Below are 17,633 nucleotides of genomic sequence, written 5' to 3' on the forward strand. Positions count from 1 at the left end.
GTGCCCGAATCGCGCGCGAAGTACGCCGCCGACGCCCCCGCCGCAACTGTGCAGGGTCTGGGAGGATGGCGCCATGATCGAACCGACTGGCCCGCTCGGCCCCGTCATCCGGCCGCGGCGCATGCGGCGCACTCCGGCACTCCGGCGCCTGGTTGCCGAGACCACGCTCGAGCCGCGCCAGCTCGTGCTGCCGGTCTTCGTCCGTGAAGGCCTGAGCGAGCCGCACCCGATCAGCTCGATGCCGGGCGTCGTGCAGCACACCCGCGCCAGCCTGCGGAAGGCGGCCGCCGAGGCAGCCGACCTCGGGCTCGGCGGGATCATGCTCTTCGGCATCCCTTCGTCGAAGGACGCCGACGGCTCCGGTGCGATTGATCCCGACGGCATCCTCAACGTCGCCATCGCCGACGTGAAGGCCGAGGTCGGCGACGCGCTCCCGGTCATGGCAGACCTCTGCCTCGACGAGTTCACCTCGCACGGTCACTGCGGCGTGCTCACCGACAGCGGCGCGGTCGACAACGACGCCACCCTCGCGGTGTACGCCGAGATGGCGCGCGTGCAGGCAGCCGCCGGTGTCGACATCGTCGGCCCCAGCGGCATGATGGACGGCCAGGTCGCGGTCATCCGCGATGCCCTCGACGCCAGCGGTGCAGACGACGTGGCGATCCTGGCGTACTCCGCGAAGTACGCCTCCGCCTTCTTCGGCCCCTTCCGGGAGGCGGTCGACTCCTCGCTCGAGGGCGACCGCCGCAGCTACCAGCAGGACCCGGCCAACGGGCTCGAAGGCGTGCGCGAGGCGATGCTCGACGTCGAGCAGGGCGCCGACATGGTCATGGTCAAACCCGCGCTCGCCTACCTCGACGTCGTGCGCGCCGTGCGGGAGGCAGTCGACGTCCCGGTCGCGGCGTACAACATCTCGGGGGAGTACTCGATGGTCGAGGCTGCCGCCGCGAACGGCTGGATCGACCGTGAGGCCGCGATCCTCGAGACGCTGCTCTCGATCCGCCGTGCGGGCGCCGACGTGGTCCTGACCTACTGGGCAGCCGAGGCCGCACGCCTGCTCCGCCGCTGATCCTGGCGTGGGGCGGCCGGATCCGTAACCCCACCCTCCCTGCGGCTCGAATGGCGAAGGGCCCCGATCCAGTGGATCGAGGCCCTTCGCGTAGTTCAGAGGTGTTGCGTCACTGTCCGGGGAAGCCGCTGCGGGTCATGCACGCGTCGTAGAACTTCTTGTAGTCGGCGACGAGCGGCGTCGTGAGGTCGGTCACCGTGGCCTCGGTGGTGCAGAGGGTCCGTGCGGCAGTGAGCGTGAGCGTCGTGACCGTGTCGGTGACGACCTTCGTGGTGTCCTCGACGACCTTGGTCACCGTGTCGGTGGTGCCCTTGATCGCGTCGGTGATGGCCTTGGAGCCGCCGGTCGTGCCGCCGGTCACGGGGTCGTCCGTGCCGCCGCCACCGCCCGTGCCGCCGCCACCGCCCGTGCCGCCGGTGCCATCGGTCGGAGGCGTGTAGACGCCGCCCGTGGAACCGCCACCGGGACCGGTGGTCTGGCCGCCGCCACCCGGGCCGGTCTTGCCGCCGCGACCGCCGCCGATGGGCGTGTAGCTGGTCGGCGGGCTGAAGGTGTAGGCCGAGGCGAGGTAGTTGGGGACGGCGGTGTAGTCGCCCTGGAGGTAGGCGTCGCGGATCTTGAGGACCAGGTCGACGTACTCCTGGGAGTGGTTGTAGCGGAAGACGGCGGTGCGTCGGCCGGTCTCGCCGCCGAGGTCGTCGTTGCCGGAGCAGAGGTAGACGGCGGCGGCGAGGGCTGCGTCGTCGATGTCTTGGGGGTTGCGCTTGCCGTCGCCGTCGGCGTCGACGCCGACGACGGACCAGGTGGAGGGGATGAACTGCATGGCGCCGACGGCGCGGTCCCAGACCTTGTCGCGGTCGTATTGCCCGGCGTCGGTGTCGCTGATGGCCTGGGTGTTGTGGGTGCCGTCGAGGGCGATGCCGTAGATGCCGGGGTGTGAGACGCCCTTGGTGTCGAGGGTGTTGCCGCCGTAGCGGCCGTGGTCGGACTCGACGCGGCCGATGGCGGCGATGAGGGCCCAGTCGATGTGGCAGGCCTTGTCGGCGGCGTTGATGACGGTCTCGGCGCGCTGGTAGGCGGCGAGGGCTGCGGTGGGGATGCCGTTGGTCGAGGAGGCGGCGACGATCTTGGCGCCGTCACCCTCGGCGATGCCCAGGCCGATGTTGCCCGGGATGGAGAAGCTGGCCGGGTCTTCGAGGGCCTCGATCGGCACCATCGAACCATCGGGCAGCCGGGAGCCGTCTGCGGACGTCGCGCCGCTCACGCCGGCCAGGTTGGCCGTCCAAGCGGTCGAGAGCAGAGCCAGCGGGACCAGTGCGGTCGCCTTCTGGAGCTTGCCGAAGCGCGGTGCTGACATCGTGATTGCTCTCCCAGTTCTTCGCGAACATCCATGCTGTCCCTCAACAGACGGACGCCCTCAGGTGCTGTGGCGAAGGTTACAACGCCAGAGAGGGAACGCGCGATGTGGTCAAGTATGACGCGCCTGTTACAGCAAATCTCGAAAACTTCTTGATCCGGCGGGCGCTCGCTCCCCGGGCCCGCCCGCGCGCGGGTTGTGCGGTCGGACAGAATGACCCGGTGACCAGCCCCTCCACACAGCTTTCCACCGCGCGCTCGGCCGAGCTCTTCGACCGCGCGCGCACCGTCACTCCCGGTGGCGTGAACTCTCCGGTGCGCGCCTTCAACGCGGTCGGCGGGACGCCGCGGTTCATCCGCTCCGCGCAGGGCGCCTGGCTCACTGACGTCGACGGCAACGCGTACGTCGACCTGATCTGCTCGTGGGGCCCGATGCTGCTCGGGCACGCCCATCCCGAGGTCCAGGCGGCCGTGCTCGAGGCGGTCACCCGCGGCACCTCCTACGGCACCCCGACCGTGCCGGAGGTCGAGCTCGCCGAGGAACTCGTCGCGCGCACGTCGGTCGAGAAGGTCCGCTTCGTCTCCTCGGGCACCGAGGCGACGATGTCGGCGATCCGGCTGGCCCGCGGCTTCACCGGTCGCGAGCTGATCATCAAGTTCTCCGGCTGCTACCACGGTCACGTCGACGCGCTGCTGGCCTCGGCCGGCTCGGGCCTCGCCACGCTGGCCGTCCCCGGCACCCCCGGCGTGCCGGAGTCGAGCGCCGGACTGACCATCGTGCTGCCCTACAACGACCGGGCCGCGGTCACGGCCGCCTTCGCAGAGTTCGGCGACCGGATCGCCTGCCTGATCACCGAGGCAGCGCCGGGCAACATGGGCGTCGTCCCGCCTGCTCCCGGCTTCAACGCCTTCCTCGCCGAGACCTGCAAGCAGAACGGCGCACTGTTCATCTCCGACGAGGTCATGACCGGCTTCCGTGCATCGAAGCTGGGCCAGTGGGGCCTCGACGGTGCCGTCGAGGGCTGGAAGCCCGACCTGGTCACCTTCGGCAAGGTCATGGGCGGCGGCTTCCCGGCAGCGGCGTTCGGTGGCCGTGCCGACGTGATGAGCCAGCTCTCCCCGGAGGGCCCGGTCTACCAGGCAGGCACCCTGAGCGGGAACCCGATCGCGACCACCGCCGGCCTTGCCACGCTGCGACTCGCGACCGACGACGTCTACTCCCACATCACCACCGCCGGCGAGACGATCAAGGCGGCGGCTGCCGAGGCGCTGACGAAGGCTGGCGTCCCGCACGTCATCCAGGCCAGCGGCACGATGTTCTCGGTGTTCTTCAAGGACACCGCAGTCACCAACTTCTCCGAGGCGAGCGAGCAGGACCTCCCGGCGTACACCGCGTTCTTCCACGCGATGCTCGACCGCGGCGTCTACCTGCCGCCCTCGGCGTACGAGGCGTGGTTCCTCTCCTCGGCCCACGACGACCGGGCGATCCAGCACGTGCTGGACGCCCTCCCGGCCGCGGCGGAAGCCGCCGCTGTTGCTGCGACCCAGGGAGCGAAGGCATGACCACGCCCGAGAAGAACCAGCCCGAGAAGACAACCGTCCACCTGATGCGGCACGGCGAGGTGCACAACCCCGAGGGCGTGCTCTACGGCCGCCGTCCGGGCTACTACCTCTCCGAGCGCGGCAAGCTGATGGCCGAGACCGTCGCCGACGCGATCAAGCACCGCGACATCACGCACCTGCGGGTCTCGCCGCTGGAGCGTGCTCAGGAGACCGCGGCACCGCTGGCCAAGGCCCGTGGCCTCGAGATCGTCACCGACGACCGCGTGATCGAGTCCGAGAACTGGTTCGAGGGCAAGCAGTTCGGCAAGGGCGACCACCCGCTCAAGGACCCGCGTTCCTGGCTGAAGCTCTACAACCCGCTGAAGCCGTCCTGGGGCGAGCCCTACAGCGTCATCTCCGCTCGGATGATGGCGGCGGTCGAGGACGCCCGCGAGGTCGCGCGTGGCCACGAGGCAGTCATCGTCTCCCACCAGCTGCCCATCTGGACGACGCGCATGTTCGTCGAGAAGCGGTCGATGCTGCACGACCCGCGCAAGCGCCAGTGCACCCTCTGCTCCCTGACGTCGCTGAACTTCACCGGCGACCAGCTGACCTCGGTGACCTACTCCGAGCCCGCCGGCCACCTGATCCCTGCGGGCGACAAGAACGCGCCGTTCTCGGCCGGAGACGCCCCGCAGGAGCACCGGCCTTGATCCACCGCCGTTGCCGGGGCGCTGTTGCCCTGGCCACCCTTGTCGCGCTCACCGCCCTGCTCACCCTCACCGGGTGCAGCGGGTTCGCAGACACCGGTGGCAAGGGCTACGTCTCCGGCAACGGACAGGTCACCGAGATCGCGGCAGCCGACCGCGCGGAGCCGGTGGAGATCTCCGGCACCACGCTGGACGGCGACGAGCTGGACCTCGCCGACTTCCGCGGTGCGGTGGTCGTGGTCAACCTCTGGGGGTCGTGGTGCGCAGAGTGCCGCGTGGAGGCGCCGGACCTGGTCGCGGTCGACGCGGCGTACGACGACAAGGCTGTGCAGTTCGTCGGCATCAACGTGCGCGAGCCGTCCCGCGACAACGCGCTGGCCTATGAGCGCACCTTCGACATCACCTACCCGTCCTTCGACGACCAGGGCGGTGCCACCCTGCTCGCGCTGCGTGGCACGGTGCCCCCGAATGCGATCCCGTCGACGCTGGTGCTGGACACCGAGGGTCGCATCGCGGCGCGCATCCTGGGGGAGCTGCCCAGCCAGGTCACGTTGAAGGACCTGATCGAGGGCGCCGGTGGTCCGCGTGTCTGACTTCTTCCGGGAGACGGTGTTCTCGGGCTCGCTCATCGTGGCGCTGCCGGTCGCTCTGCTGGCCGGCCTGATCTCGTTCTTCTCTCCGTGCTGCCTGCCGCTGCTGCCCGGCTACCTCTCCTATGCGACCGGGCTCTCCGGAGCCGACCTCGCCGAGGGCAACGGCGGCATCGCCCGTCGCGGCCGGCTTCTCCTCGGGTCCGTGCTCTTCGTCCTCGGTTTCGTTGCCGTCTTCGTGACCCTCGGCGCCACCGTCGGCGCGCTCGGCGAGATGGGCCTGACGCTGCTCGCCAACCGCGCCGCGATCACGTTCTGGCTCGGGTTCTTCGTGATCGCGATGGGCCTTCTCTTCGCCGGCCTGATCCCCGGCATGGGGTTCCTGAACCGGGACTGGCGGATCCACTCGATGCCCGCCGTCGGGCTCGCTGCCGCCCCGGTGATCGGCTTCCTCTTCGGGCTCGGCTGGTCGCCCTGCATCGGCCCGACCCTGGTCTCGATCACGGCCCTCTCGCTGAACGAGGCCACCGCCGGCCGCGGGGCGCTCCTCTCCGGCGTCTTCGGGCTCGGCCTCGGGCTGCCGTTCATCGCGGCGGGGCTCTTCTACGAGCGCGCGCTCGTGGCCTTCGGGTTCGTACGCCGCCACCAGCGGCTGGTCATGCGCATCGGTGGCCTGATGCTGGTGCTCGTCGGCCTCGCCATGGTCCTCGGGTGGTACGACTACGCCGTCCAGTGGCTGCAGGTCCGGCTCATCGGCCAGTTCGAGACGGTGGCGTAATGGCGGACAACAGCCCGGGCAACAACCCGGGCAACAACTCGGGCAACACGACCGGCTCTGGCAAGGAGGCCCGGCCGCTCCCGAGCGAGCTGAAGCCCCGCGAGCTGCTGCGCTGGACCTGGCGCCAGCTCACCTCCATGCGCACGGCGCTGATCCTGCTCTTCCTGCTCGCCCTCGCAGCTGTCCCCGGCTCGGTGATCCCGCAGACCTCCGTGGACGCCTACGCGGTCACGCAGTGGCAGGAGGACCACCCCAAGCTGGCGCCGGTCTACGAGAAGCTCGGCATGTTCTCGGTCTTCGAGTCGGCGTGGTTCTCCGCGATCTACCTGCTGCTCGCGGTGTCGCTGGTCGGCTGCATCCTGCCGCGCACCCGCGTCTACTTCAACGCGCTGCGGGCAGCCCCGCCCGCCGCGCCGCGCAACCTGCAGCGGCTGCCCGCTTCGGCAGCGGCCGAGGTCCAGGCTTCAACCGACGAGATCCGCGACCGGGCGATCCGACACCTCCGCCGGCGTCGCTACCGGGTTCGGTCCGAGCAACTGAGGGGCGTCGACCACACCGCGCCGTACTCCTTCGAGATCAGCGCGGAGCGCGGCTACCTGCGCGAGGCCGGCAACCTGGTCTTCCACATCGCGGTGCTGGTCGTCCTCGCGGGCGTCGCGCTCGGCAGCGTGTGGGGCTACAAGGGCGGCGCGATCGTGGTGAAGGGCGACTCGTTCACCAACACCCCGACCCTGTACGACGACTTCGCGGCCGGCTCGCTCACGAACGCCGACGCGCTCGACGGCTTCGGCTTCACGGTCGACGACTTCGACATCGAGTGGCTGATCAAGGGCCCGCGCGCCGGCATGGCCCGCAAGTTCGTGGCGGACCTGACCTGGTGGGACGACAAGGGCGAGGGCGACTCCTACCCGCTGCGCGTCAACCACCCACTGACCATCGGCGGCACGAGCGTCTTCCTGATCGGCCACGGCTACGCCCCCGTCGTCACCGTCAAGGACGGCGAGGGCAACGTCGCCTACTCCGGCCCGACGCCGTTCCTGCCGGAGAACCAGCAGACCTTCCAGTCGTTCGGCGTGATCAAGGTGCCCGACGCCAAGCCGCGGCAGATCGGGCTCGAGGGCCTCTTCCTGCCGACCTACAACGAGGACCCGATGCAGTTCGGCTCGATGTTCGGCGACGACAAGAACCCTTACCTCACCATGCAGGCGTACGCCGGCGACCTGGGCATGAACGATGGCGGATCCCAGTCGGTCTACGCGCTCGAGAAGGACGGACTCTCGCTCCTGGAGAAGCCGGACGGCTCGATGTTCCGCGTCGACCTGCGGGTGGGGGAGACCGTCCAGCTCCCGGGAGCCAACGGGTCGGTCACGTTCGAGGGCGTCGAGCCCTGGGTGCGGGTCCAGGTCAGCAAGCGCCCGGGCACGCCGTTCGCGCTCGGTGGCGCGATCCTGGCGCTGCTCGGGCTGCTCGGCTCGCTCTTCATCCGGCCGCGCCGGCTCTGGGTCCGCGCGGTTGCCGGCCCCTCCGGCGAGACGCTGGTCGAGGTGGCCGGGCTGGACCGCTCTGCCGGCGGTGACCTCACGGGCGAGATCGAGGCGATCATGACGTTGCTGAGCGGCAGCCCTGCCGTCGGCGTACCTGAGGAGAAGCAGTGACCAACCAGGCATGGGAGACGCTCAGCAACCAGGCCGTGGCCGGCTGCGGAGTCATCTACTTCCTCGCGATGCTGGCCTACCTCGGCCAGTGGGCGGCGGGACGTGGCGAGCCCGTGGCTGCGGCGGCCTCGGCAGGGAATCGCCCGGTGGTCTTCGGGCGGTTCGCCTACGTGCTGACGGCCTTCGCCACGGTGATCCACTTCGTGGCGCTGGTCGGGCGGGGCATGGCCGCGGACCCGGACCGGGTGCCGTGGGGCAACATGTACGAGTTCACGCTGACCGCCTCTTTCGTCGTCACCTTGACCTACGTCGTGCTGAACCGCCGCCATGTCCACGACTGGCTCGGGCCGTGGGTGGTCCTGCTCATCGTCATCGTGCTCATGGCCGACGTGCTCTGGCTCTACGAGCCCGTGGCACCGCTGACCGAGGCGTTGAACTCGCCGTGGCTGGTGATCCACGTGGTTGCCGCCATCATCGCGACGGGCATGTTCACGCTCGGCGGAGTGGTCTCGATCCTCTTCCTGCTGCGCTCATCGGGACGTCTCAAGGGCCTCCCGGAGGCGGACGTCCTCGACCGGATGGCCTACCGGCTGCACGCCTTCGCCTTCCCGGTGTGGACCTTCGCGGCGCTGATCGCCGGCCCCATCTGGGCCTACTACGCCTGGTCGCGCTACTGGGGCTGGGACCCCAAGGAGATCTGGGCGTTCATCACCTGGGTCGTCTACGCGGCGTACCTGCACGCGCGTGCGACCGCCGGGTGGAAGGGCCGCAACGCTGCGATCATCGCGCTGATCGGCCTGGCGACGCTGTGGTTCAACTTCATCGGGATCAACTTCTTCTTCGGCGGAAGCTCGATCCACTCCTACTCGAAGTGACCTGATCAGGCGCTCTGCGTGAGCGGCACGTCGGCGGCTTGTGGGGTGACGAGCTGTTGCAGCGCGATCTCGACGGCCGCGGCGGCGATGCCGGTGGGCTCGCGCCGGCGTTGGCGGCAGGCCGCGAGAGCGCTGCCGATCGAGGCGGAGACGTCGCCGAAGATGGCCGCGTCGGTGTCCTGGGTGGTGCTCTCCATGAGCAGCGCGAAGGTCCGCGCCATGCCGCTGTTGGCGATGAAGTCGGGGATCACGGCAGCGTGCCGGTCGGCGTGCTCGTAGGTCGGGCCGTAGAAGATCTCGTCGTCGGCGAAGGGCACGTTCGCCCCGCACGAGACCACTTCGAGGCCGCCGGCGAGGAGTGCGTCGACCTGCGGTCGCGTGACCAGGCGCGACGCCGCGCACGGCAGGAAGATCGCGGCGCCTGCCGACCAGATGGCGGCGTCGACCTCCTCGAACGGCACGAGGTCGGGCGCGGAGAGCTGGTTGCCGCGACGGGTCGCCGAGAGCTCGGCGACCCGCTCGGGGCTGAGGCCCGCGGGCTCGAGGATGCCGCCGGAGCGGTCGATGATGCCGATGACCCGGGCGCCCATGCGTGCGAGGTAGTACGCCGCGGTGGCGCCGACGGTGCCCCAGCCCTGGATGACGGCAGGCTTGCCGGCCAGGTCGCCGCCGTACAGGTCGTAGTAGTGGCGTACTGCCTCGGCGACGCCCCAACCGGTGACCAGGTCCGCGACGCTCGGCGGTGTGGTCCCGGGACGCGCGGGCGGGGCGAATGCGGGATCGGTGACCACCTTGGCGACCCCGGCCCGCAGGTGGCCGACGCGCTGGATGCGCTCGAACCCCTCCGCGTGGAAGTGGCCGGTGACAATGCCCTCCTGCGGGTGCCACAGGCCGTTGGCCTCGGTCATCGGCACGACCTCGGACGCCTCGTCGACGTTGAGGTCGCCGCCGGTGCCGTAGTAGGCCTTGAGCAGGGGCGCGACCGCGGCGAACCAGCGGCGCAGCACCCCGTCCTTGCGCGGGTCGGACGGGTCGAAGTCGATGCCCGACTTGGCCCCGCCGATCGGCGGTCCGGCGACGGTGAACTTGACCTCCATCGTCTTGGCCAGGGACTCGACCTCGCGGCGGTTGAGGCCAGCCCGCATCCGGGTGCCACCGCCGGCGGCACCGCCTCGGAGCGAGTTGATCACCACCCAGCCGACAGCATCGGTCTCCGAGTCGTGCCACTCGAACACGACCTCGGGAGGTGTGCTCTCGAACCGGGCCAGGAGGTCCTTCATGTCGCCCACCGTTGCGCTGCGGCAGGCGATCTGCAACATGTGACTGGCAACATGTGCGGCGAGGCAACCTCGGGCCACTTCGGGAGGCTGTTCTCTAGGCAGGATGCCTAGTCGAGCGGTGTCCGGCGCCGTTGGTCGGAGTCGCCGGCCCGATGGGTCAGCGCGGATAGCGGGGTGCGCGTGACGGCTTCGCTTCGACCGTCTGCAGGAGCGGCAGGGTCCGCGGCTTCACGATCGTCGACAGCACCACGATGCTGCTCGATCGTGCGACGAACTGCTGGCGGCTCAGCTGCACCAGCGTCTCCTGCAGGCCCTCGTGCGAGGCGGCCGCGACCCGGCACAGGATGTCGTTGTCGCCGGTCGTGGCCCACGCCTCCAGGACGCCCGGGATCTCCGCCAGCTCGTCGGCCACGGAGTCCAGCTCACCCTGCGCGATGTGCAGCTGGACGAAGCACTGGACGCCGAAGCCGGCCGCGGCGAGGTCGATCTGCGGCTGGTAGCCCGCGATCACGCCCGCCTCCTCGAGCTTGCGCAGCCGTGCCTGGACGGTGGCCCGTGCGACCTTGATCCGTCGCGACGTCTCCAGCACCCCGATCTGGGGCGCCTCGTGCAGCGAGGTGAGCAGGGCCAGGTCGATCTCGTCGAGCTCGATGCCGTGCCGCATGAGCACTCCTTCTATGCAGATTGACTTGCAAACCTCCGACAATCATGGCCGAAGAACGCACGATGACCAATGCTGACTGGTGCAGTTGCTGACCCCGGGTCGCGGGAGTTTGATCGAGGCATGCATGACGTACTCACCGAGTCGGAGCAGCGCGCCGGCCTCGACGTGGAGCAGCTCCGCCAGCTCGTCGGTCTCGTGGACTACGACGAGTCGCGCGACCCGTTCCCGATCACGGGCTGGGACGCGATCGTCTTCGTGGTCGGCAACGCGACCGTGTCCGCGGCGTACTTCCAGCAGGTGTGGGGCATGGAGCTCGAGGCGTACGCCGGCCCCGAGACGGGCTGCCGCGACCACAAGGAGCTCGTGCTCCGCTCGGGGTCGATCCGCTTCGTGCTCCGCGGCGCAGTGCAGGCAGACAGCCCCCTCGTCGCCCACCACGCGCGTCACGGCGACGGCGTCGTCGACATCGCCCTCGAGGTGCCGGACGTCGAGCGCTGCATCGAGCAGGCGCGGTCCGCGGGCGCGACGATTCTCGAGGAACCCCACGACCTGACCGACGAGCACGGCACGGTCCGCGTGGCCGCCCTCGCGGCCTACGGCGACACCCGGCACACGCTGGTCCAGCGGGAGGTGGACGGGCATCGGTACGCCGGCGCCTACCTGCCCGGCTTCATGGCTGCCGCCGGTGTGAAGCGTGAGGGCAGGCGCCTGTTCCAGGCGCTCGACCACATCGTCGGCAACGTCGAGCTCGGCCGGATGGACGAGTGGGTCGGGTTCTACAACCGGGTCATGGGCTTCGTGAACCTGGCCGAGTTCATCGGCGACGACATCGCCACGGAGTACTCCGCCCTGATGTCCAAGGTGGTCGCCAGCGGCAACCACCGCGTGAAGTTCCCCCTCAACGAACCGGCCGTCGGCAAGCGGAAGTCGCAGATCGACGAGTACCTCGAGTTCTATGGCGGGCCGGGCGCGCAGCACCTCGCGCTGGCCACCGGCGACATCCTGCACACCGTGGACGTCCTCCGCAGCCGGGGTGTGGAGTTCCTCGAGACCCCGGACGCCTACTACGACGACCCGGACCTGCGGGCCCGGATCGGTGAGGTGCGGGTCCCGGTCGAGGAGCTGAAGCAGCGCGGGATCCTCGTCGACCGCGACGAGGACGGCTACCTGCTGCAGATCTTCACCAAACCGCTGGGCGACCGGCCCACCGTCTTCTTCGAGCTGATCGAACGCCACGGCTCGCTCGGCTTCGGCAAGGGCAACTTCAAGGCCCTCTTCGAGTCGATCGAGCGCGAGCAGGAGCGACGGGGGAACCTCTGATGCCGCACTATCGGTCGATCGGGGCGGTGCCGCCGAAGCGGCACACGCAGCACCGGGGAGATGACGGGGCGCTGCTCTTCGAGGAGCTGATGGGGGAGGAGGGCTTCTCGTCGGACTCGTCCTTGCTCTACCACCGCTTCATCCCGTCGGCCGTTGAGGCGAGCAGGATCTGGGAGCTGCCCGACCAGTCGCTCACCCCCAACCACCCGTTGCTGCCGCGCCACCTGTCGACCCGTGCCCTGTCCTTCGACGAGGGGTCTGGCACAGACGCAGTGACCGATGCAGTGACCGGTCGGCGGTTGCTGTTCGGCAACGCCGACGTCCGGATCTCGTACGTCGTGGCCGACGCGACCAGCCCGCTCTACCGCAACGCCATCGGCGACGAGTGCCTCTTCGTGGAGGCGGGCTCGGCTCGTGTCGAGACGGTGTTCGGGGACCTGGAGGTCGCTGACGGCGACTACGTGGTGATCCCACGCGCGACGACGCACCGGATCGTGCCTCGTGGCCCGGTCCGCATCTACGCGATCGAGGGCAACTCCCACATCACGCCTCCTCGTCGCTACCTCAGCAAGTTCGGGCAGCTGCTCGAGCACGCGCCGTACTGCGAGAGGGACCTGCGCGGGCCGAAGCGTCCCCAGCTCGTCGAGGACACGGACGTCGACGTCTTCATCAAGCACCGCGTGCCGGGGCTGCCCGGCGGCATCGGTGGCACCGTCCACACACTGCCCCACCACCCGTTCGACGTGGTCGGGTGGGACGGCTGCCTGTATCCCTTCGCGTTCAACGTCGCCGACTTCATGCCGATCACCGGCAAGGTGCACCAACCGCCGCCGGTGCATCAGGTCTTCGAGGGCATCAACTTCGTCATCTGCAACTTCGTGCCGCGCAAGGTCGACTACCACCCGCTGTCGATCCCGGTGCCCTACTACCACTCCAACGTCGACTCCGACGAGGTGATGTTCTACGTCGCCGGCGACTACGAGGCCCGCAAGGGATCCGGCATCGGACCCGGCTCGATCACGCTGCACCCGGGCGGCCATCCGCACGGACCGCAGCCGGGTGCCTACGAGCGGTCGATCGGTGCCGAGTCGTTCGACGAGCTCGCGGTCATGGTCGACACCTTCCGCCCGCTCGAGCTGGGGGCGGCCGGACTCGAGGTCGACGACGGCGTCTACGCATCGTCCTGGTCGCCCGGACGTGAACAGGCCCGGGACCGATGAGCACCCTCGTGCCCGAGGTCCTCGCCGGGCTCCTGGATGACGCCGCGATCTTTCCGCCGGGCAACGCGTCGCTGCCGGAGGCGGTCATCTCGCACGCAGCCCACCTCCGCAACGCCTACGCCGCGGCGCTGGGCCCGCTCGTGGTCCGGGTCGCCGACCTCGCCCTGGTCTGGGACGGGCCGCTGTCCGTGGTCTCCCGGCTCGACGACGCACACGCCGCGGTGGCTGCCGCGGGTCCGCGGCTTCGCGCACTCGAGGTCGCACTCCCCGCCGCCGCGCGCGCCGACGAGGTCCGCTCGCTGGCGTCGCTGGGCGTCGATGTCTTCGTGGAGGTGCCGCGAGACGCCCGGCGCAGCGCCGTACTGGAGGAGCTCGCAGCGACCGGACTGAGCGCGAAGTTCCGCACCGGGGGCCTGACCGCCGACATGTACCCGTCTCCGGCGGAGCTGGCGGGGTCGATCGTGGCCGCGGTGCGCGCGGGGGTGCCGTTCAAGGCGACCGCCGGCCTGCACCACGCCGTCCGGCACACCGATGCCGCGACCGGCATCACCCAGCACGGGTTCCTCAACCTGCTCGTCGCGACGGCTGCCGCGCGGGCGGGCGCCCCGGACGAGGAGGTCGGCGCTGTGCTGGCGTCCCGGGACGAGTGTGGGGTCGCGGACGGTGCACGAGCGCTGACACCGGAGGTTCGCGAGTCGTTCCGCTCCTTCGGCACCTGCTCGATCCGCGAGCCCCTGGACGACCTGGCCAGGCTCGGCCTGCTGCCGACTGCCTGGAAGGAAGGCGCCGCATGAGCCGGCTCCGCGTCGAGCCCGACGATCCGTTCGGCCTCCACAACCTGCCGTACGGCGTGTACCGCGCGGCAGGCGCCGAGCCGCGGGTCGGCGTCCGCTTCGGGGACCGGGTCGTCGACCTCGCGCTGCTGCTCGACGACGAGGTCTTCGCGACCGGGTCGCTCAACCCGTTCCTGGCCCAGGGGCCCGCGCGGTGGGGGAGCGTGCGGTCGCAGATCACCGAGGCGCTCCAGGGCGAGGTCGACGCGGCCGCGGTGCACTACCTGGCCGACGTCGCCCTGGAGCTGCCGTTCGAGGTGGCCGACTACGTCGACTTCTACGCCTCCGAGCACCATGCGTCGAACCTCGGCCGGCTCTTCCGGCCCGATGCGCCCGACCCGCTGACCCCCAACTGGAAGCACCTGCCGATCGGCTATCACGGCCGCTCGTCCTCCATCGTCGTCTCCGGCACCGACGTCGTCCGCCCGTGCGGGCAGCGGCTGCCGCCGGGGGAGAGCGCTCCCGTCTTCGGGCCGTCCACCAGGCTCGACCTGGAGGCCGAGCTGGGCTTCGTGGTCGGCGTCGGCAGCGCGCTGGGCACTCCCGTCCGGGCCGACGAGGTCGAGCAGCACCTCTTCGGCGTCGTGCTCTTCAACGACTGGTCCGCCCGCGACATCCAGGCCTGGGAGTACGTCCCCCTCGGGCCCTTCCTCGGCAAGTCGTTCGCGTCCACGGTCTCGCCGTGGGTGGTTCCGCTCACGGCGCTCGCGGGAGCCCGGGTGCCGGTCCCGCAGCAGGTGCCCGAGCCGTTGCCCTACCTCACCATGGAGCAGCCCTGGGGCCTCGACATCGAGCTGGCGGTGGCCATCAACGGCGAGGTCATCAGCCGCCCGCCGTACGCCGCGACGTACTGGTCGCCGGCGCAGATGCTCGCCCACCTGACCGTCAACGGCGCCCCGACGCGCACCGGTGATCTCTTCGCCTCCGGCACCGTGTCCGGTCCGGACGCCGGCCAGCAGGGTTCGCTGATCGAGCTCACCCGCGGGGGCGCGGAGCCGATTGCGGTCGGAGGGGAGAAGCGCGGATTCCTCGAGGACGGCGACGAGGTCGTGATCGGCGGTTTCGCCCGACTCGCGGATGGCCGACGCGTCGGGTTCGGCGAGGCGCGCGGGCGGATCCTGCCCGCGCGAGGGGAGGACTGATGGACAAGGTCATCGCGACCGCCGCCGAGGCGGTCGCCGACATCGGATCCGGCGCCACGCTGGCCGTCGGCGGGTTCGGCCTGTGCGGCATCCCGTCCGTGCTCATCCAGGCCGTGCTCGACTCCGGCGTCGATGACCTGGAGGTGGTCAGCAACAACGCGGGCGTCGACGACTGGGGCCTCGGGCTGCTGCTCGCCGCCGGCCGACTGCGGCGCATCGTGGCGTCGTACGTCGGCGAGAACCGTGAGTTTGCCCGTCGCTACCTCGCCGGCGAGCTCGAGGTCGAGCTGACGCCGCAGGGGACGCTCGCCGAACGGCTCCGTGCCGGGGGCAGCGGCATCGCGGCCTTCTACACGCAGGCAGGCGTCGGCACGCTGGTCGCGGAAGGCGGCCTGCCCTGGCGCTACGACGCCGCCGGCGACGTGGTCGTCAGCAGCCCGGCCAAGCAGCGCCAGGAGTTCCGCGGCCGGGAGTACGTGCTGGAGGAGGCGCTCGTGGCCGACTTCTCGCTCGTGCGCGCCTCGCGCGGTGACCGGCACGGCAACCTCGTCTTCAAGGATGCTGCCCGCAACTTCAACCCGCTCGCGGCCATGGCGGGGCGGATCTGCATCGCCGAGGTCGAGGAGCTGGTCGAGCCCGGTGCGATCGACCCCAACCACGTGCACCTCCCGGGTGTCTACGTGCACCGCGTGGTGCCGCTGACGCCCTCGCAGGTGGCCGACAAGCGCATCGAGAAGCGCACGACCCTCGTCGGCGGACAGATCAGCGGAGGTGGTCGGGGTGTGGACGCGTGAGCAGATGGCGGCGCGGGCCGCAGCGGAGCTGCGCGACGGCGACTACGTGAACCTCGGCATCGGCCTGCCGACGCTGGTGCCCAACTTCGTGCCCGACGACGTCGAGATCGTCCTGCAATCGGAGAACGGCATCCTCGGCGTCGGCCCTTACCCAGCTGACGATCAGGTCGATCCCGACCTGATCAACGCCGGCAAGGAGACGGTGACCGTACGCCGCGGGGCGGCCTTCTTCGACTCGGCGACCAGCTTCGGGATGATCCGGGCCGGCAAGGTCGACGTCGCGATCCTGGGGGCGATGCAGGTCTCGGCCGCCGGCGACATCGCCAACTGGCTGATCCCCGGCAAGATGGTCAAGGGCATGGGCGGTGCGATGGACCTCGTCCACGGAGCCAGCCGCGTGATCGTCCTGATGGAGCACCTCGCCCGCGACGGGTCCTTCAAGGTCGTTGACGAGTGCTCCCTGCCGCTCACCGGTCGCGGTGTCGTCGGACGGATCATCACCGACCTCGGGGTCGTCGACATCGAGGCCGACGGACTCGTTCTCGTCGAGCTCGCCCCGGGCGTGACGGAGTCCCAGATCCAGGCGGCCACGGAGCCGCCCCTCAAGGTACGCCGCCTGGCCGCGCGCCGCGGCGTACCGATCGAACGAGAGCCAACCGAGCGAGAGGAGGTGGGTGCCGATGTTTGAGGAGGCGCAGCTCTACTCACCCGTGACGACCGACGAGGACGGCAACGTGACGGTGCACCTGGTTGAGGGTCACCCGGGCCTGAAGGACCCGGAGTACCAGCGTCGTCGCAACGAGATCGCGGCCGTGTCGCTGGCGTGGCAGCCCGGTGACCCGCTGCCGCGGATCGACTACACCGAGACCGAGCACGAGGTCTGGCGGACCGTGTGCGAGCACCTCGGCCCCCTGCACTCACGCCACGCGTGCAGGGCCTTCAACGATGCAGTGCGCGCTCTCGACCTGCCGCGCGACCGGGTGCCGCAGCTCTCCGAGGTCACGGACGGGTTGCAGGGGCTGACCGGCTTCTCCTACGTCCCGGCGCCGGGGATCGTCCCGCTGGAGGAGTTCTACGGCTCGCTCGAGGACGGGATCTTCCACTCCACGCAGTACCTCCGCCACCATGCCGCCCCGCTCTACACCCCCGAGCCCGACCTCCTGCACGAGGTGATGGGCCACGGCAACCTGCTGGCCGACCCCTCTGTGGCGTCGCTCAACAGGCTGGCGGGTGCGGCGGCCCGTCGGGTCACGACTCCGGAGGCGCTGCAGGTCGTCGCCGACGTCTTCTGGTTCACCGTGGAGTTCGGCGTGCTGTGGGAGGAGGGGTCGCTGAAGGCCTACGGGGCCGGGATCCTCTCGTCCTACGGCGAGATTGAGGAGTTCGGTTCGATGGAGATCCGGCCGCTCGACTTCGCCGCCATGGCGACCATCGACTACGACATCACGCACTACCAGCCGGTGCTCTTCGCCGCGGACTCGTTCGGGCAGATGGTCGACGAGGTGGGCGGGTTCTTCGCGGCGTGCGACGACGAGACACCGGACCGGCTGGGCGTGGTCCGGAAGCCGGGCTGACCCGGCAGATGTCCGGGGGAGCGTCAGTCCGGGTCGCGCCGCGGGGGCTTGCGACGGCGGTTGAGGTCGCGGAGGAAGTCGGGGTCGTCATCCGGCCCGAGCGGTCGCTGCGGCCCCCTCTGCGGAGGCTTCCTCGGCCCACGCCTCTGGCGCTCGAGGAGCATCACGCAGCCGTAGACCGCAAGCGCGATGACCAGCACGACGATCAGGAACTTGAGCACGTTTCCACTG

At 70.2% G+C, this 17,633-nt stretch carries 18 protein-coding genes; 14 read left to right on the plus strand and 4 right to left on the minus strand.

Annotation, left to right across the window (positions count from 1 at the left end; translation table 11 throughout):
* Positions 1 to 73: 73 nt before the first annotated feature.
* Positions 74 to 1,069: a porphobilinogen synthase gene (gene hemB, locus D4739_RS07720; RefSeq protein WP_120060013.1), complete on the plus strand. Its 996-nt coding sequence runs from the start codon at positions 74 to 76 to the stop codon at positions 1,067 to 1,069.
* 109 nt (positions 1,070 to 1,178) lie between these two features.
* On the opposite strand, the gene D4739_RS07725 is transcribed toward hemB, so the two are convergent.
* Entirely contained in the window at positions 1,179 to 2,426 is a 1,248-nt protein-coding gene (locus tag D4739_RS07725; RefSeq protein WP_182920345.1) for a lytic transglycosylase domain-containing protein, read from the minus strand.
* A 221-nt stretch (positions 2,427 to 2,647) separates the two neighbouring features.
* Here D4739_RS07725 and hemL point away from each other — a divergent pair, with 221 nt between their 5' ends.
* From hemL to ccsB, 6 genes are read left to right on the plus strand one after another with little or no spacing between them, the layout of a single operon-like run.
* Positions 2,648 to 3,988, plus strand: coding sequence for a glutamate-1-semialdehyde 2,1-aminomutase (hemL, locus tag D4739_RS07730; RefSeq protein WP_120060015.1), 1,341 nt, complete (start codon positions 2,648 to 2,650; stop codon positions 3,986 to 3,988).
* Positions 3,985 to 4,680 carry a histidine phosphatase family protein gene (locus D4739_RS07735; RefSeq protein ID WP_120060016.1) on the plus strand — a complete coding sequence of 232 codons (696 nt, stop codon included), beginning with the start codon at positions 3,985 to 3,987 and terminating at the stop codon, positions 4,678 to 4,680. The genes hemL and D4739_RS07735 overlap by 4 nt, the downstream gene beginning before the upstream one ends.
* The gene (locus tag D4739_RS07740) at positions 4,677 to 5,270 is read left to right on the plus strand and encodes a TlpA disulfide reductase family protein (RefSeq protein ID WP_120060017.1); all 594 of its coding nucleotides are present in this window, start codon (positions 4,677 to 4,679) and stop codon (positions 5,268 to 5,270) included. Before D4739_RS07735 ends, D4739_RS07740 begins: the two co-directional genes overlap by 4 nt.
* Positions 5,263 to 6,045, plus strand: a complete 783-nt coding sequence (locus D4739_RS07745) for a cytochrome c biogenesis CcdA family protein (RefSeq protein ID WP_120061795.1) — start codon at positions 5,263 to 5,265, stop codon at positions 6,043 to 6,045. Before D4739_RS07740 ends, D4739_RS07745 begins: the two co-directional genes overlap by 8 nt.
* Positions 6,045 to 7,700 carry a cytochrome c biogenesis protein ResB gene (gene resB, locus D4739_RS07750; RefSeq protein WP_120060018.1) on the plus strand — a complete coding sequence of 552 codons (1,656 nt, stop codon included), beginning with the start codon at positions 6,045 to 6,047 and terminating at the stop codon, positions 7,698 to 7,700. Before D4739_RS07745 ends, resB begins: the two co-directional genes overlap by 1 nt.
* Positions 7,697 to 8,575: a c-type cytochrome biogenesis protein CcsB gene (ccsB, locus tag D4739_RS07755; RefSeq protein ID WP_120060019.1), complete on the plus strand. Its 879-nt coding sequence runs from the start codon at positions 7,697 to 7,699 to the stop codon at positions 8,573 to 8,575. Before resB ends, ccsB begins: the two co-directional genes overlap by 4 nt.
* 5 nt (positions 8,576 to 8,580) lie before the next feature.
* On the opposite strand, the gene D4739_RS07760 is transcribed toward ccsB, so the two are convergent.
* Entirely contained in the window at positions 8,581 to 9,855 is a 1,275-nt protein-coding gene (locus tag D4739_RS07760; RefSeq protein ID WP_120061796.1) for a Glu/Leu/Phe/Val dehydrogenase dimerization domain-containing protein, read from the minus strand.
* 157 nt (positions 9,856 to 10,012) lie between these two features.
* The gene (locus D4739_RS07765; protein ID WP_120060020.1) at positions 10,013 to 10,519 is read right to left on the minus strand and encodes an Lrp/AsnC family transcriptional regulator; all 507 of its coding nucleotides are present in this window, start codon (positions 10,517 to 10,519) and stop codon (positions 10,013 to 10,015) included.
* Between the two features lie 120 nt (positions 10,520 to 10,639).
* Between D4739_RS07765 and hppD the strand changes: the two genes are divergently transcribed.
* From hppD to D4739_RS07800, 7 genes are read left to right on the plus strand one after another with little or no spacing between them, the layout of a single operon-like run.
* A complete protein-coding gene (gene hppD / locus D4739_RS07770; protein WP_120060021.1) occupies positions 10,640 to 11,839 on the plus strand; it encodes a 4-hydroxyphenylpyruvate dioxygenase in 1,200 nt (399 codons plus the stop codon).
* Positions 11,839 to 13,059 (plus strand): homogentisate 1,2-dioxygenase, encoded by a 1,221-nt coding sequence (locus tag D4739_RS07775; RefSeq protein WP_120060023.1) that lies wholly within the window; start codon positions 11,839 to 11,841, stop codon positions 13,057 to 13,059. The genes hppD and D4739_RS07775 overlap by 1 nt, the downstream gene beginning before the upstream one ends.
* Positions 13,056 to 13,853: a hypothetical protein gene (locus tag D4739_RS07780; RefSeq protein ID WP_120060025.1), complete on the plus strand. Its 798-nt coding sequence runs from the start codon at positions 13,056 to 13,058 to the stop codon at positions 13,851 to 13,853. Before D4739_RS07775 ends, D4739_RS07780 begins: the two co-directional genes overlap by 4 nt.
* A complete protein-coding gene (fahA, locus tag D4739_RS07785) occupies positions 13,850 to 15,034 on the plus strand; it encodes a fumarylacetoacetase (protein ID WP_120060027.1) in 1,185 nt (394 codons plus the stop codon). Before D4739_RS07780 ends, fahA begins: the two co-directional genes overlap by 4 nt.
* On the plus strand, positions 15,034 to 15,828 hold the full coding sequence (locus D4739_RS07790) for a CoA transferase subunit A (protein WP_120060029.1): 795 nt from the start codon (positions 15,034 to 15,036) through the stop codon (positions 15,826 to 15,828). The genes fahA and D4739_RS07790 overlap by 1 nt, the downstream gene beginning before the upstream one ends.
* A 4-nt stretch (positions 15,829 to 15,832) precedes the next feature.
* A complete protein-coding gene (locus tag D4739_RS07795; RefSeq protein ID WP_120061797.1) occupies positions 15,833 to 16,516 on the plus strand; it encodes a 3-oxoacid CoA-transferase subunit B in 684 nt (227 codons plus the stop codon).
* A complete protein-coding gene (locus tag D4739_RS07800; protein ID WP_120061798.1) occupies positions 16,509 to 17,402 on the plus strand; it encodes a phenylalanine 4-monooxygenase in 894 nt (297 codons plus the stop codon). Before D4739_RS07795 ends, D4739_RS07800 begins: the two co-directional genes overlap by 8 nt.
* 23 nt (positions 17,403 to 17,425) lie before the next feature.
* Here the strand turns inward: D4739_RS07800 and D4739_RS16850 are convergent, their stop codons facing one another.
* Positions 17,426 to 17,623, minus strand: a complete 198-nt coding sequence (locus tag D4739_RS16850; RefSeq protein WP_182920346.1) for a hypothetical protein — start codon at positions 17,621 to 17,623, stop codon at positions 17,426 to 17,428.
* Positions 17,624 to 17,633: the final 10 nt, after the last annotated feature.

This window comes from Nocardioides cavernaquae (assembly GCF_003600895.1).
Classification (GTDB): domain Bacteria; phylum Actinomycetota; class Actinomycetes; order Propionibacteriales; family Nocardioidaceae; genus Nocardioides; species Nocardioides cavernaquae.

Excerpts from the sequence above, each read along its gene's own strand:
- hemB (WP_120060013.1), top strand. The coding sequence starts at position 74 with ATGATCGAACCGACTGGCCCGCTCGGCCCCGTCATCCGGCCGCGGCGC.
- D4739_RS07725 (WP_182920345.1), bottom strand. The coding sequence starts at position 2,426 with ATGTCAGCACCGCGCTTCGGCAAGCTCCAGAAGGCGACCGCACTGGTC.
- D4739_RS07735 (WP_120060016.1), top strand. The coding sequence starts at position 3,985 with ATGACCACGCCCGAGAAGAACCAGCCCGAGAAGACAACCGTCCACCTG.
- resB (WP_120060018.1), top strand. The coding sequence starts at position 6,045 with ATGGCGGACAACAGCCCGGGCAACAACCCGGGCAACAACTCGGGCAAC.
- D4739_RS07760 (WP_120061796.1), bottom strand. The coding sequence starts at position 9,855 with ATGAAGGACCTCCTGGCCCGGTTCGAGAGCACACCTCCCGAGGTCGTG.
- D4739_RS07765 (WP_120060020.1), bottom strand. The coding sequence starts at position 10,519 with ATGCGGCACGGCATCGAGCTCGACGAGATCGACCTGGCCCTGCTCACC.
- hppD (WP_120060021.1), top strand. The coding sequence starts at position 10,640 with ATGCATGACGTACTCACCGAGTCGGAGCAGCGCGCCGGCCTCGACGTG.
- D4739_RS07775 (WP_120060023.1), top strand. The coding sequence starts at position 11,839 with ATGCCGCACTATCGGTCGATCGGGGCGGTGCCGCCGAAGCGGCACACG.
- D4739_RS07780 (WP_120060025.1), top strand. The coding sequence starts at position 13,056 with ATGAGCACCCTCGTGCCCGAGGTCCTCGCCGGGCTCCTGGATGACGCC.
- fahA (WP_120060027.1), top strand. The coding sequence starts at position 13,850 with ATGAGCCGGCTCCGCGTCGAGCCCGACGATCCGTTCGGCCTCCACAAC.
- D4739_RS07790 (WP_120060029.1), top strand. The coding sequence starts at position 15,034 with ATGGACAAGGTCATCGCGACCGCCGCCGAGGCGGTCGCCGACATCGGA.
- D4739_RS07795 (WP_120061797.1), top strand. The coding sequence starts at position 15,833 with ATGGCGGCGCGGGCCGCAGCGGAGCTGCGCGACGGCGACTACGTGAAC.
- D4739_RS07800 (WP_120061798.1), top strand. The coding sequence starts at position 16,509 with ATGTTTGAGGAGGCGCAGCTCTACTCACCCGTGACGACCGACGAGGAC.